We start from the raw sequence: 14104 nt of genomic DNA, 5'->3' as shown, positions 1-14104 counted from the left end.
ATTTGATTAACATAATCCCTATTATTAATAGCTAAAAAGCCTTCAGAATGATTCTGAAGGCTTTAAATATTTTCTAAAGTAATTCTCTGTATTTTTCTCTTAAAATCGTCAGAGTTAACATAAATCACGTTATGCCTAGTTATTTTTAATCAAAGAATTTTTCAAAAAGTCTGTCTTTGATAAGGTATAATCATTATTCGACGCCTCACTATATCCTGATACAGAAGTGGTTAAATAAAAGTCATTACCAAATAATTTATTTATTTTTTTCTCAAATTTCAAAAAATCTGTTTGTTTTAAAGTGGATGTCGCATATATTTCATCAACATGGTTATTGATTGCTAATATTTGACCTCCAAATTCTTTAATTTCAGATAAAAAATTACCTATGTTTTGTTGAGACGAACCAATATTAAATTTGATTATTGGCTCAATAATAGTTACATCTGCTTGGAGCAATGCTTTAAATATGACATAAGGAGTTAATTTTCTAAAATCAGAGGGTGTACTTACAGGACTAGAAAATTCAGCTTCAAGTAGAGTTATTTTAAGACCTATAAATTCGTAACCATACAATCCGTTCACAAAAACTTGTTCGACACTTTCTTTAATGGCATTTTGAAAAGATTTTTTTAGATAGCCATTACTAACTAAACTAGAATACCTATTTTCGTTGCTATCATTTGGTTCAACTTTTACTTTCATAGTAGCCCAATATGGATTTGGGTGTTCCATCATTATCATTTCAGCAACTGCTACTGAAGTAACTTGTTCCTTGAACTGAACTAGAGGAAGTGAAAGATTTAAAGAGTTAAATGAATAATATTCCCGTATAGTTGATTCTAAATATTCAATCTGAACTTGTCCAAACACCATCATTGATATCTCATGAGTTTGTATATTAATGGCTAAATCCAGTAATGGATCTTCAGCATTTAAAATAGTTAAGATTGCTAATAATTGATTTCGCTCTTCTTCGTTGATATTAAAAATGGTTTTTAATGTTGGTTTGAACATAGACTGAATATTATTTACTTTCTTTCCAAAATAATCATTTATTGATAACTTATTTTCACCTTTTAGCAAGATGATATCTGGACCTTGTACAGATACTGATTGGTTAAATCCAGATTCATTTATTGTATAAATATTTGATAGTTTTACAGAGGTATCTTCGTTAAATGTAACTATTTCTTTATTTAATAATGTACCAGAGTTTACTTTAATATACGTTTCCTTAGTTCCTGATGAATAGTCAATTTTATAGACATAACCACTAGTTTCTTTTGTTGGTATTTTTATCTCAGATAGAACACTTAGCAAATCTAGTAGGTTTGAAATTTGCCAATTTTTAATAGCAGAACCTACAAATAATGGAAATAGCTCTTGTAACATGATGGATTTTTTCATTTGTTTGGTTAAATCATCTATAGAAACTTCATCATCTGACAAGTATTTTTCAAGTAAAGCATTATTCATTTCAATTATTTTTTCTTTCGTTTCTAAGGTATCTAAAGTATCAGTTCTGATTAATTGGTCTGTCAATTTTATTTTAATATCTTCAATGACACTATTAGACATTTCATTTTTCATATCTGTTTTATTGATATATAAAATAATTGGTTTATTTATTTCTTTTAAAAGGTTAAATAACTTTCTTGTATGATTGTTTAATCTTTCAAGGCCTGAAACAACTAAAATAGCAACATCTATCGCATTTAGAGAACGTTCTACTTCTCCAAAAAAATCAATATGACCAGGCATATCTAAAAGGTTTATTTTCGTATCATTCCATAAAAAAGAGATTGCTCCTGTTTTTATAGTAATACCTCGTTCTTTTTCTAGTTGTAAAGTGTCTGTCAAAGTTGTACCTTGTTTAATACTACCTGTTTTGTGTGTTGGATTCGCTGTAGAGAACATAGCTTCAGACAAACTTGTCTTTCCAGCGTCAACATGTGCCATGATACCTATATTTATTATTTTTTTCATATAAAAAAGACTTCTATGGTTTTTCCTAGCAAATTACTCTAGATTCATACCATAGAAGTCTGTTCTCATTTCTTCATATGCATTTCTAGAGTATTTATTTTAAAAAAGGGTAAACTAAATAAGCCTTAAAAAAAGCAATTTTTATTTAATTTCCCTAAAAATAAATACTCCGAAGCATACTGATCCACTCACTTTAAATTATTTGAATTAAACATACTATAATGGACTTATTAAATCAATGAGATTCATTTAATTATAATATTAATAATACAATTAACTAAATAGTTATTTAACTTCATGGTAAACATAATCTCTATTTAACTAAGCAGCAACACCCACAAGGGTTTCAGTGACCAACCTTGTGAATCTTAACTGGTCTACCTCAAAATAAAAAAAGAAGCCTTATTTCTAGGGCTTCTTTTTTTCGTGAGATAGTGAAATTGTTTTTAGGAGAATAGGAGAACTTGTTATTTCATGTGTGACCTAATTGAAAGTTTCTTGAAGCGATTTGACGATATCAGCGTAATCTATCTCCTTTTTTTCACTACGAATTTTATTTGTTTTTATTTCTGCTTTAAATGTGTCAGTCATGAGTGATTGAATCTCTTTGAATGTTTGGTTTAATTCTTGAATGTCTTCAGAGGAAATCTCATAAGAATGATAGGCCATTTTAGTTAGTTGATTCACATTATTTCCGATACGATGTACTTCCGATTTTAATTGAATTAATTCAGAATAATCATTATAGGTGACTTCACCCGTGATGAGCATATGTAAGGCAAATGCTTGAAAATTTTTAAATTTGCCTGCTTCAACCTTCTCCATAACATATGCTAGTTCCTGGTCCGTAAAAGTAATTTCTTTTCGATTAGTTCTTCGTCTGCCATTTTTTTCCAAGTAAAAATCCCTTCTCTCTTTTCAGTCATTTTATACTTCTTTCCTTCTTGCGAGCATCGTGAGTGTCCGGACACTCACCTGATTTTGAAACGGACAGACCTCTCATTTAGGTCTGTCCGTTTCAATTTTTGGGAAGTTTCCCAATCCCTCAATCCTTTAAAAAAACTAATAAAAAAATTCAACTTTAAGAATAGTCATAGGTCTTTATAAAAAAATAAGGGATTGGGTGAACCCAAAAATTAACAAAACCTCCCTCAATTTTTGAAGAGGAGATTTTGTTAAAAAAGTCAATTGGGGAACCATTGACTATGCTTGCAAAACGAAAGGCTAACTTAAAAAGCCATGTTGTAACTTTTCAAGTAAGTCACTTTTTTGTTCTTCAGACAGAGTTTCTTTTTCTATTTGTTTTTTGAAGTCTGCTTCATGAGTTCCAAGTTTTAAACCTAGCACTTTGTCTTTAGCAACCCATTTTTCTTCTTGAGAAAGTTCTCCATTGTGTTCAATGTTAAACATTTTTTTACGTAAATCTTCTTGGCTACCTTTAGAAAAATCATCAGCATTTTTAGCTTCAGCTTTAAAAGAAAATTGATAACCTATGACAGGTTTCCCTCGACCTCTTCCATATTTTTTCTTGATAGTAAGACCTCTAAAGAGCGGAGTTAATTCTTCTTTAATTGGTTTTAAAATTGTTCTATCAATGTCCCCTTGCTTGTAACTTTTTGGAATATCCAAGAGTTCATTAAAATCTTCTTTAGAAAAATAAGCATAACCAGTAGTCCTAAATTGTTTTAGAAGTCTAAACATAGTTTTAGAATATCCACTACTCAGATCTCTAAATTCACTTAGTGAGTACCTAACCCATTGCTCAAGATTATTTAATAAAGGTAAAGCCATATCATGAACTTGTATTTCAACAAACGGTTCATCTGAATCACCGTTTATTTTAAATCTTGTAAACATGCGAAATTTTTCTACTGACAAACCACTAGCACTACGACTACTAAATTTTAGTTCCATTAATTTATCATATGTACTTTCTAAATCTTTTACAAAAACTTTTGTAGCAGTCATTTTATAGTTACTTAAATCTTTTAACTCATGAAATGGAAAAACCACAACATCATCATTTTTATCTCTCATTCGAGAAACAATGGAGAAAAAAAGATTCATTTCTACAGGAGTAAATTTTCTCAAAGGTATTGTATTTAATTCAGAATCATATTTAACAATTTCGTTAGCCATTTTATCACCTCAAAAAGATTATACATGTTACAAACGTAATTGTAAATACGTACTACGTTTATAAAAAACGTTATAAACAGATAATTATACGTCTATAAACAGATAATTCTACGTTTATAAACAGATAATTCTACGTTTATAAACAGATAATTCTACGTTCATAAAGCTTGAAACCCCTTGTCGCTCTAAGCTCAAACTAGTGCCTAAAAGAGGTTTAAAAGAGGTTATAAAAGAAGTTATAAAAGAGGAGCTATATATTTCCCACCTAAAAAGCACTTCTTTTTATTAATCTGATCTATGCGTAAGACTAAAAGATATAAAATAAGGAGTGAGAGAAAACCACTCTCACATTCAACTTGCAGCAGTCACTAACGTTCCTTCGCTAACAGAAAAAAACATCTTTAAAGAGATTCTTAGGTTGCTCTAAAACGCAAAAAAAGAGCTGTTTAAGCTCTCTTAGATAATACTCTTAATTTGGATAAGTAAAACGTCTTTCAGACGGTCAGGGTAAACCCTAACAACCCTAGATTAAAAATCGGTAGCAAATGATAAGAATAAAAAGCTATTTTATTTCCACCACTGCCACCATTTTTTATTTTCTATATTTTCTTCTAATAGTTTTGTATTTTTTTGTTGCTCGTAAAGTAGTAATTTTTGTTGCTGATTTAAAATTGTTTGGAGAGATTCTATCTGTTCATCTTTAGATTTTAATTGCTCATTTTTTTCTTTCAATTCATCTTCCAGAATTTGAAGAGTTTTTTCGAATTGTATTAGAGTGCTATCATCTGGATTGACCGAAATATTTTGAGTTGTGGTTGTTTCGGTATCTTTTTTAGAAATCTCTTGTATAACAAGGTTTACAACTGCGTCATCATATAGGAAAGTTTGTCCGTTTTGCACCGCTTCAGTTGCGCCAATCATTTTTATATATCTTGTAACAGTTGTTTTTGAAACTCCAGTAATATCAGCTATTTCTTTAATACTTTTCATAAGACACCTCCACAATATTAACTGCAATAATTATAACATGCCTGTTGCGGTTAATAATACAGTGAACAAAATATAATAAAAACTATGATATATTATTAATGGCAACTTGCCCTAAGAGGGGGTGTTATCTTGCTAAGAGAGTTTATAACGTTGATTATCGCACCTATTCTTGTAGGGTTAGTATTAGAGCTAGTTTCTCGGTGGTTAGACGAGAAAGACGATAATTAAAAGCAAGTTGCTACTGATCACACGCGTTTGTAATCGCACCAAACGTAAAAAAAGCCAGTCCTATTCGCAGTAGGACTGGCTTTCGTGTTATCGTGCTATAATTTATAACGTTTCGCACTTAAATTATAGCACGATTTTTATTTTCTATCAAAATAGATAATTGATTAACATAACTCAACATAAGCAATCAGTTTCCAGTGACTTTTAAGAAAATATGCAATACATTGGATTGAGAATATTAATCTTAGATAGTAAATTTGTAGGAGAAGATAAATGAATTTAAGTCAAATTATAAGAGAAAAAAGAAATGAAGAGTATCTAACACAAGAGCAACTAGCAGAAAAAATTTTTGTTTCAACTAAAACAATTTCTAATTGGGAAACAGGTAAAACAATGCCTGATATTGACAGCTTGATTCGATTGGCTAATTTTTTTGAATTATCTTTAGATAATTTATTATTGGAGGGTTCAATTATAGTTAAGGACATAAAAAAGAAAGCGGATATAAGAATAATAAAAATTATGTGCTTTATAACATTTAGTACTAATATTATTTTTTTATTCTCTATATTTACTCAAAATACGTTTGGTTATATAGCACATCCAGTGCTAATTGCTATAATATGTGGAGCACTAGCGAATTTGTTTTCATTGTTTTATTTCACTATTAAATTGTCCAAGTATGATGATAAAAGATATTCTAAATTGGATGCTTTATTTAGCTTATTAATTTTTTTACTAGTTTTAGGATTGTTAGTTTATCTAAATAGTAAGTAAACACAAAGGAGAGAAAAAAATGATAGAAAATATTATTTTAATGTTATTAGTTATAATTTCTTTAGGGCTGAGTTTTATGAAGAATGAGTTTGCACCACTATTAGTAGTTATGACTATGATAATTGCAACTTATTTGTTATATAAAAGAGATTTAATTAGGCCATACAAAAATAAAAAATAGTTGTTTAATCCTATATTAGATATAAATAAGCTAAAAGCCCTCAGAATGATTTTGAGGGCTTTTAATATTTTTTAAGGTAATTATCCATATATTTTCCTTAAAATCGTTGAAGTTAACATGAGCAAAAAAAACTTATTGTATTGAATAAACCATGATGTAAATTTATCTTGCCAAATATGTTTAAATATAAGAAACTGAAGTTATATTAAAAAGGAGGAGTGTTTATTTTGAATAAAAGATTATCTGGTTTTTATTTAACAATTGCCATTATAGGAATTATTACAGCAGTGCCAGTGTTGGGGAATATGTTAGACGTATTTAAGATTTTAACGTTTATTTTGTTAGGTTTTTCTATTTATGTGTTAATTAAACAGCCAAAAAGAATAAAAAAAACAGCAGCTGTATTAATGATTATTTCATGTGCGTTGTCATTAATAGGCGGATTAATTGTTTTAGGAGCGTTGGGAAGTATTTCTACAACAGATACAATGTCATCTTATGAAGCGGGAGAAGCATTAGGAACAATGGTAGGTGGATCTATCTTAGGAATGATATTTACTTTGCCAGCATGGGTTTTAAAGATATTAGCTATTATATTTTCATTCCAAGCATCAAGTAAATTAAAATCGTTAGATTAATTATTTAACTAATAAATTTCATAATCCGATATTATATTAAGCTCAAAAGCCGTCAGAATAATTCTGAGGGCTTTAAGTATTTTATAGGATAAATTTCATCGAGGTTAACATAAATCACGTTATGCCTAGTTATTTTTAATCAAAGAATTTTTCAAAAAGTCTGTCTTTGATAAGGTATAATCATTATTCGACGCCTCACTATATCCTGATACAGAAGTGGTTAAATAAAAGTCATTACCAAATAATTTATTTATTTTTTTCTCAAATTTCAAAAAATCTGTTTGTTTTAAAGTGGATGTCGCATATATTTCATCAACATGGTTATTGATTGCTAATATTTGACCTCCAAATTCTTTAATTTCAGATAAAAAATTACCTATGTTTTGTTGAGACGAACCAATATTAAATTTGATTATTGGCTCAATAATAGTTACATCTGCTTGGAGCAATGCTTTAAATATGACATAAGGAGTTAATTTTCTAAAATCAGAGGGTGTACTTACAGGACTAGAAAATTCAGCTTCAAGTAGAGTTATTTTAAGACCTATAAATTCGTAACCATACAATCCGTTCACAAAAACTTGTTCGACACTTTCTTTAATGGCATTTTGAAAAGATTTTTTTAGATAGCCATTACTAACTAAACTAGAATACCTATTTTCGTTGCTATCATTTGGTTCAACTTTTACTTTCATAGTAGCCCAATATGGATTTGGGTGTTCCATCATTATCATTTCAGCAACTGCTACTGAAGTAACTTGTTCCTTGAACTGAACTAGAGGAAGTGAAAGATTTAAAGAGTTAAATGAATAATATTCCCGTATAGTTGATTCTAAATATTCAATCTGAACTTGTCCAAACACCATCATTGATATCTCATGAGTTTGTATATTAATGGCTAAATCCAGTAATGGATCTTCAGCATTTAAAATAGTTAAGATTGCTAATAATTGATTTCGCTCTTCTTCGTTGATATTAAAAATGGTTTTTAATGTTGGTTTGAACATAGACTGAATATTATTTACTTTCTTTCCAAAATAATCATTTATTGATAACTTATTTTCACCTTTTAGCAAGATGATATCTGGACCTTGTACAGATACTGATTGGTTAAATCCAGATTCATTTATTGTATAAATATTTGATAGTTTTACAGAGGTATCTTCGTTAAATGTAACTATTTCTTTATTTAATAATGTACCAGAGTTTACTTTAATATACGTTTCCTTAGTTCCTGATGAATAGTCAATTTTATAGACATAACCACTAGTTTCTTTTGTTGGTATTTTTATCTCAGATAGAACACTTAGCAAATCTAGTAGGTTTGAAATTTGCCAATTTTTAATAGCAGAACCTACAAATAATGGAAATAGCTCTTGTAACATGATGGATTTTTTCATTTGTTTGGTTAAATCATCTATAGAAACTTCATCATCTGACAAGTATTTTTCAAGTAAAGCATTATTCATTTCAATTATTTTTTCTTTCGTTTCTAAGGTATCTAAAGTATCAGTTCTGATTAATTGGTCTGTCAATTTTATTTTAATATCTTCAATGACACTATTAGACATTTCATTTTTCATATCTGTTTTATTGATATATAAAATAATTGGTTTATTTATTTCTTTTAAAAGGTTAAATAACTTTCTTGTATGATTGTTTAATCTTTCAAGGCCTGAAACAACTAAAATAGCAACATCTATCGCATTTAGAGAACGTTCTACTTCTCCAAAAAAATCAATATGACCAGGCATATCTAAAAGGTTTATTTTCGTATCATTCCATAAAAAAGAGATTGCTCCTGTTTTTATAGTAATACCTCGTTCTTTTTCTAGTTGTAAAGTGTCTGTCAAAGTTGTACCTTGTTTAATACTACCTGTTTTGTGTGTTGGATTCGCTGTAGAGAACATAGCTTCAGACAAACTTGTCTTTCCAGCGTCAACATGTGCCATGATACCTATATTTATTATTTTTTTCATATAAAAAAGACTTCTATGGTTTTTCCTAGCAAATTACTCTAGATTCATACCATAGAAGTCTGTTCTCATTTCTTCATATGCATTTCTAGAGTATTTATTTTAAAAAAGGGTAAACTAAATAAGCCTTAAAAAAAGCAATTTTTATTTAATTTCCCTAAAAATAAATACTCCGAAGCATACTGATCCACTCACTTTAAATTATTTGAATTAAACATACTATAATGGACTTATTAAATCAATGAGATTCATTTAATTATAATATTAATAATACAATTAACTAAATAGTTATTTAACTTCATGGTAAACATAATCTCTATTTAACTAAGCAGCAACACCCACAAGGGTTTCAGTGACCAACCTTGTGAATCTTAACTGGTCTACCTCAAAATAAAAAAAGAAGCCTTATTTCTAGGGCTTCTTTTTTTCGTGAGATAGTGAAATTGTTTTTAGGAGAATAGGAGAACTTGTTATTTCATGTGTGACCTAATTGAAAGTTTCTTGAAGCGATTTGACGATATCAGCGTAATCTATCTCCTTTTTTTCACTACGAATTTTATTTGTTTTTATTTCTGCTTTAAATGTGTCAGTCATGAGTGATTGAATCTCTTTGAATGTTTGGTTTAATTCTTGAATGTCTTCAGAGGAAATCTCATAAGAATGATAGGCCATTTTAGTTAGTTGATTCACATTATTTCCGATACGATGTACTTCCGATTTTAATTGAATTAATTCAGAATAATCATTATAGGTGACTTCACCCGTGATGAGCATATGTAAGGCAAATGCTTGAAAATTTTTAAATTTGCCTGCTTCAACCTTCTCCATAACATATGCTAGTTCCTGGTCCGTAAAAGTAATTTCTTTTCGATTAGTTCTTCGTCTGCCATTTTTTTCCAAGTAAAAATCCCTTCTCTCTTTTCAGTCATTTTATACTTCTTTCCTTCTTGCGAGCATCGTGAGTGTCCGGACACTCACCTGATTTTGAAACGGACAGACCTCTCATTTAGGTCTGTCCGTTTCAATTTTTGGGAAGTTTCCCAATCCCTCAATCCTTTAAAAAAACTAATAAAAAAATTCAACTTTAAGAATAGTCATAGGTCTTTATAAAAAAATAAGGGATTGGGTGAACCCAAAAATTAACAAAACCTCCCTCAATTTTTGAAGAGGAGATTTTGTTAAAAAAGTCAATTGGGGAACCATTGACTATGCTTGCAAAACGAAAGGCTAACTTAAAAAGCCATGTTGTAACTTTTCAAGTAAGTCACTTTTTTGTTCTTCAGACAGAGTTTCTTTTTCTATTTGTTTTTTGAAGTCTGCTTCATGAGTTCCAAGTTTTAAACCTAGCACTTTGTCTTTAGCAACCCATTTTTCTTCTTGAGAAAGTTCTCCATTGTGTTCAATGTTAAACATTTTTTTACGTAAATCTTCTTGGCTACCTTTAGAAAAATCATCAGCATTTTTAGCTTCAGCTTTAAAAGAAAATTGATAACCTATGACAGGTTTCCCTCGACCTCTTCCATATTTTTTCTTGATAGTAAGACCTCTAAAGAGCGGAGTTAATTCTTCTTTAATTGGTTTTAAAATTGTTCTATCAATGTCCCCTTGCTTGTAACTTTTTGGAATATCCAAGAGTTCATTAAAATCTTCTTTAGAAAAATAAGCATAACCAGTAGTCCTAAATTGTTTTAGAAGTCTAAACATAGTTTTAGAATATCCACTACTCAGATCTCTAAATTCACTTAGTGAGTACCTAACCCATTGCTCAAGATTATTTAATAAAGGTAAAGCCATATCATGAACTTGTATTTCAACAAACGGTTCATCTGAATCACCGTTTATTTTAAATCTTGTAAACATGCGAAATTTTTCTACTGACAAACCACTAGCACTACGACTACTAAATTTTAGTTCCATTAATTTATCATATGTACTTTCTAAATCTTTTACAAAAACTTTTGTAGCAGTCATTTTATAGTTACTTAAATCTTTTAACTCATGAAATGGAAAAACCACAACATCATCATTTTTATCTCTCATTCGAGAAACAATGGAGAAAAAAAGATTCATTTCTACAGGAGTAAATTTTCTCAAAGGTATTGTATTTAATTCAGAATCATATTTAACAATTTCGTTAGCCATTTTATCACCTCAAAAAGATTATACATGTTACAAACGTAATTGTAAATACGTACTACGTTTATAAAAAACGTTATAAACAGATAATTATACGTCTATAAACAGATAATTCTACGTTTATAAACAGATAATTCTACGTTTATAAACAGATAATTCTACGTTCATAAAGCTTGAAACCCCTTGTCGCTCTAAGCTCAAACTAGTGCCTAAAAGAGGTTTAAAAGAGGTTATAAAAGAAGTTATAAAAGAGGAGCTATATATTTCCCACCTAAAAAGCACTTCTTTTTATTAATCTGATCTATGCGTAAGACTAAAAGATATAAAATAAGGAGTGAGAGAAAACCACTCTCACATTCAACTTGCAGCAGTCACTAACGTTCCTTCGCTAACAGAAAAAAACATCTTTAAAGAGATTCTTAGGTTGCTCTAAAACGCAAAAAAAGAGCTGTTTAAGCTCTCTTAGATAATACTCTTAATTTGGATAAGTAAAACGTCTTTCAGACGGTCAGGGTAAACCCTAACAACCCTAGATTAAAAATCGGTAGCAAATGATAAGAATAAAAAGCTATTTTATTTCCACCACTGCCACCATTTTTTATTTTCTATATTTTCTTCTAATAGTTTTGTATTTTTTTGTTGCTCGTAAAGTAGTAATTTTTGTTGCTGATTTAAAATTGTTTGGAGAGATTCTATCTGTTCATCTTTAGATTTTAATTGCTCATTTTTTTCTTTCAATTCATCTTCCAGAATTTGAAGAGTTTTTTCGAATTGTATTAGAGTGCTATCATCTGGATTGACCGAAATATTTTGAGTTGTGGTTGTTTCGGTATCTTTTTTAGAAATCTCTTGTATAACAAGGTTTACAACTGCGTCATCATATAGGAAAGTTTGTCCGTTTTGCACCGCTTCAGTTGCGCCAATCATTTTTATATATCTTGTAACAGTTGTTTTTGAAACTCCAGTAATATCAGCTATTTCTTTAATACTTTTCATAAGACACCTCCACAATATTAACTGCAATAATTATAACATGCCTGTTGCGGTTAATAATACAGTGAACAAAATATAATAAAAACTATGATATATTATTAATGGCAACTTGCCCTAAGAGGGGGTGTTATCTTGCTAAGAGAGTTTATAACGTTGATTATCGCACCTATTCTTGTAGGGTTAGTATTAGAGCTAGTTTCTCGGTGGTTAGACGAGAAAGACGATAATTAAAAGCAAGTTGCTACTGATCACACGCGTTTGTAATCGCACCAAACGTAAAAAAAGCCAGTCCTATTCGCAGTAGGACTGGCTTTCGTGTTATCGTGCTATAATTTATAACGTTTCGCACTTAAATTATAGCACGATTTTTATTTTCTATCAAAATAGATAATTGATTAACATAACTCAACATAAGCAATCAGTTTCCAGTGACTTTTAAGAAAATATGCAATACATTGGATTGAGAATATTAATCTTAGATAGTAAATTTGTAGGAGAAGATAAATGAATTTAAGTCAAATTATAAGAGAAAAAAGAAATGAAGAGTATCTAACACAAGAGCAACTAGCAGAAAAAATTTTTGTTTCAACTAAAACAATTTCTAATTGGGAAACAGGTAAAACAATGCCTGATATTGACAGCTTGATTCGATTGGCTAATTTTTTTGAATTATCTTTAGATAATTTATTATTGGAGGGTTCAATTATAGTTAAGGACATAAAAAAGAAAGCGGATATAAGAATAATAAAAATTATGTGCTTTATAACATTTAGTACTAATATTATTTTTTTATTCTCTATATTTACTCAAAATACGTTTGGTTATATAGCACATCCAGTGCTAATTGCTATAATATGTGGAGCACTAGCGAATTTGTTTTCATTGTTTTATTTCACTATTAAATTGTCCAAGTATGATGATAAAAGATATTCTAAATTGGATGCTTTATTTAGCTTATTAATTTTTTTACTAGTTTTAGGATTGTTAGTTTATCTAAATAGTAAGTAAACACAAAGGAGAGAAAAAAATGATAGAAAATATTATTTTAATGTTATTAGTTATAATTTCTTTAGGGCTGAGTTTTATGAAGAATGAGTTTGCACCACTATTAGTAGTTATGACTATGATAATTGCAACTTATTTGTTATATAAAAGAGATTTAATTAGGCCATACAAAAATAAAAAATAGTTGTTTAATCCTATATTAGATATAAATAAGCTAAAAGCCCTCAGAATGATTTTGAGGGCTTTTAATATTTTTTAAGGTAATTATCCATATATTTTCCTTAAAATCGTTGAAGTTAACATGAGCAAAAAAAACTTATTGTATTGAATAAACCATGATGTAAATTTATCTTGCCAAATATGTTTAAATATAAGAAACTGAAGTTATATTAAAAAGGAGGAGTGTTTATTTTGAATAAAAGATTATCTGGTTTTTATTTAACAATTGCCATTATAGGAATTATTACAGCAGTGCCAGTGTTGGGGAATATGTTAGACGTATTTAAGATTTTAACGTTTATTTTGTTAGGTTTTTCTATTTATGTGTTAATTAAACAGCCAAAAAGAATAAAAAAAACAGCAGCTGTATTAATGATTATTTCATGTGCGTTGTCATTAATAGGCGGATTAATTGTTTTAGGAGCGTTGGGAAGTATTTCTACAACAGATACAATGTCATCTTATGAAGCGGGAGAAGCATTAGGAACAATGGTAGGTGGATCTATCTTAGGAATGATATTTACTTTGCCAGCATGGGTTTTAAAGATATTAGCTATTATATTTTCATTCCAAGCATCAAGTAAATTAAAATCGTTAGATTAATTATTTAACTAATAAATTTCATAATCCGATATTATATTAAGCTCAAAAGCCGTCAGAATAATTCTGAGGGCTTTAAGTATTTTATAGGATAAATTTCATCGAGGTTAACATAAATCAAATTATACCAAGTGAAACTACTGATTTTTATCTTTTGAAAGGATTAATTTTGTATCTTTTTTTGAATTACCCATGATGTAAATGTCTTTATCTATGTTATATAGATTTAAGTT

At 29.1% G+C, this 14104-nt stretch carries 16 protein-coding genes; 8 read left to right on the top strand and 8 right to left on the bottom strand.

Features of this window, described 5'->3' with window-relative positions:
* Positions 1-135 precede the first annotated feature (135 nt).
* The 4 genes from ACODH8_RS14355 to ACODH8_RS14340 form a co-directional block, all read right to left on the bottom strand.
* A complete protein-coding gene (locus tag ACODH8_RS14355; protein WP_275472399.1) occupies positions 136-1989 on the bottom strand; it encodes a GTP-binding protein in 1854 nt (617 codons plus the stop codon).
* A gap of 483 nt (positions 1990-2472) precedes the next feature.
* Positions 2473-2886: a plasmid mobilization protein gene (locus tag ACODH8_RS14350; RefSeq protein ID WP_420517803.1), complete on the bottom strand. Its 414-nt coding sequence runs from the start codon at positions 2884-2886 to the stop codon at positions 2473-2475.
* Between the two features lie 327 nt (positions 2887-3213).
* Complete coding sequence (locus tag ACODH8_RS14345; protein WP_420517802.1) at positions 3214-4128, bottom strand: replication initiation protein; 915 nt, start codon at positions 4126-4128, stop codon at positions 3214-3216.
* 567 nt (positions 4129-4695) lie between these two features.
* Positions 4696-5118, bottom strand: coding sequence for a hypothetical protein (locus ACODH8_RS14340; RefSeq protein WP_420517801.1), 423 nt, complete (start codon positions 5116-5118; stop codon positions 4696-4698).
* A 129-nt stretch (positions 5119-5247) separates the two neighbouring features.
* Between ACODH8_RS14340 and ACODH8_RS14335 the strand changes: the two genes are divergently transcribed.
* From ACODH8_RS14335 to ACODH8_RS14320, 4 genes are all read left to right on the top strand, one after another.
* The gene (locus ACODH8_RS14335) at positions 5248-5346 is read left to right on the top strand and encodes a type I toxin-antitoxin system Fst family toxin (RefSeq protein ID WP_137278002.1); all 99 of its coding nucleotides are present in this window, start codon (positions 5248-5250) and stop codon (positions 5344-5346) included.
* Positions 5347-5619: 273 nt separating this feature from the next.
* A complete protein-coding gene (locus ACODH8_RS14330) occupies positions 5620-6123 on the top strand; it encodes a helix-turn-helix domain-containing protein (RefSeq protein ID WP_420517800.1) in 504 nt (167 codons plus the stop codon).
* A 19-nt stretch (positions 6124-6142) separates the two neighbouring features.
* Entirely contained in the window at positions 6143-6304 is a 162-nt protein-coding gene (locus ACODH8_RS14325; RefSeq protein WP_420517799.1) for a hypothetical protein, read from the top strand.
* A 227-nt stretch (positions 6305-6531) separates the two neighbouring features.
* The gene (locus ACODH8_RS14320; RefSeq protein WP_420517798.1) at positions 6532-6942 is read left to right on the top strand and encodes a hypothetical protein; all 411 of its coding nucleotides are present in this window, start codon (positions 6532-6534) and stop codon (positions 6940-6942) included.
* 125 nt (positions 6943-7067) lie between these two features.
* On the opposite strand, the gene ACODH8_RS14315 is transcribed toward ACODH8_RS14320, so the two are convergent.
* The 4 genes from ACODH8_RS14315 to ACODH8_RS14300 form a co-directional block, all read right to left on the bottom strand.
* The gene (locus ACODH8_RS14315) at positions 7068-8921 is read right to left on the bottom strand and encodes a GTP-binding protein (protein WP_275472399.1); all 1854 of its coding nucleotides are present in this window, start codon (positions 8919-8921) and stop codon (positions 7068-7070) included.
* A gap of 483 nt (positions 8922-9404) precedes the next feature.
* The gene (locus ACODH8_RS14310) at positions 9405-9818 is read right to left on the bottom strand and encodes a plasmid mobilization protein (RefSeq protein WP_420517803.1); all 414 of its coding nucleotides are present in this window, start codon (positions 9816-9818) and stop codon (positions 9405-9407) included.
* Between the two features lie 327 nt (positions 9819-10145).
* Entirely contained in the window at positions 10146-11060 is a 915-nt protein-coding gene (locus ACODH8_RS14305) for a replication initiation protein (protein ID WP_420517802.1), read from the bottom strand.
* Between the two features lie 567 nt (positions 11061-11627).
* Entirely contained in the window at positions 11628-12050 is a 423-nt protein-coding gene (locus tag ACODH8_RS14300; protein WP_420517801.1) for a hypothetical protein, read from the bottom strand.
* Between the two features lie 129 nt (positions 12051-12179).
* On the opposite strand from ACODH8_RS14300, the gene ACODH8_RS14295 reads away from it, so the two are divergent.
* The 4 genes from ACODH8_RS14295 to ACODH8_RS14280 all read left to right on the top strand — a co-directional run bounded on the left by ACODH8_RS14295 (position 12180) and on the right by ACODH8_RS14280 (position 13874).
* On the top strand, positions 12180-12278 hold the full coding sequence (locus ACODH8_RS14295) for a type I toxin-antitoxin system Fst family toxin (protein WP_137278002.1): 99 nt from the start codon (positions 12180-12182) through the stop codon (positions 12276-12278).
* Between the two features lie 273 nt (positions 12279-12551).
* A complete protein-coding gene (locus ACODH8_RS14290; protein WP_420517800.1) occupies positions 12552-13055 on the top strand; it encodes a helix-turn-helix domain-containing protein in 504 nt (167 codons plus the stop codon).
* Positions 13056-13074: 19 nt separating this feature from the next.
* Entirely contained in the window at positions 13075-13236 is a 162-nt protein-coding gene (locus ACODH8_RS14285; protein ID WP_420517799.1) for a hypothetical protein, read from the top strand.
* Between the two features lie 227 nt (positions 13237-13463).
* A complete protein-coding gene (locus tag ACODH8_RS14280) occupies positions 13464-13874 on the top strand; it encodes a hypothetical protein (protein WP_420517798.1) in 411 nt (136 codons plus the stop codon).
* Positions 13875-14104: the final 230 nt, after the last annotated feature.

Source organism: Vagococcus fluvialis, assembly GCF_048815235.1.
Taxonomy (GTDB): domain Bacteria; phylum Bacillota; class Bacilli; order Lactobacillales; family Vagococcaceae; genus Vagococcus.
Note: the sequence above shows the minus strand (reverse complement) of the source record. Positions and strands in the feature narration are given on the sequence as shown.

Bases quoted from the DNA above. Each gene is read 5' to 3' on its own strand.
- ACODH8_RS14325 (WP_420517799.1), top strand. From the start codon at position 6,143: ATGATAGAAAATATTATTTTAATGTTATTAGTTATAATTTCTTTAGGG.
- ACODH8_RS14290 (WP_420517800.1), top strand. From the start codon at position 12,552: ATGAATTTAAGTCAAATTATAAGAGAAAAAAGAAATGAAGAGTATCTA.
- ACODH8_RS14340 (WP_420517801.1), bottom strand. From the start codon at position 5,118: ATGAAAAGTATTAAAGAAATAGCTGATATTACTGGAGTTTCAAAAACA.
- ACODH8_RS14355 (WP_275472399.1), bottom strand. From the start codon at position 1,989: ATGAAAAAAATAATAAATATAGGTATCATGGCACATGTTGACGCTGGA.
- ACODH8_RS14285 (WP_420517799.1), top strand. From the start codon at position 13,075: ATGATAGAAAATATTATTTTAATGTTATTAGTTATAATTTCTTTAGGG.
- ACODH8_RS14330 (WP_420517800.1), top strand. From the start codon at position 5,620: ATGAATTTAAGTCAAATTATAAGAGAAAAAAGAAATGAAGAGTATCTA.
- ACODH8_RS14300 (WP_420517801.1), bottom strand. From the start codon at position 12,050: ATGAAAAGTATTAAAGAAATAGCTGATATTACTGGAGTTTCAAAAACA.
- ACODH8_RS14305 (WP_420517802.1), bottom strand. From the start codon at position 11,060: ATGGCTAACGAAATTGTTAAATATGATTCTGAATTAAATACAATACCT.
- ACODH8_RS14345 (WP_420517802.1), bottom strand. From the start codon at position 4,128: ATGGCTAACGAAATTGTTAAATATGATTCTGAATTAAATACAATACCT.
- ACODH8_RS14315 (WP_275472399.1), bottom strand. From the start codon at position 8,921: ATGAAAAAAATAATAAATATAGGTATCATGGCACATGTTGACGCTGGA.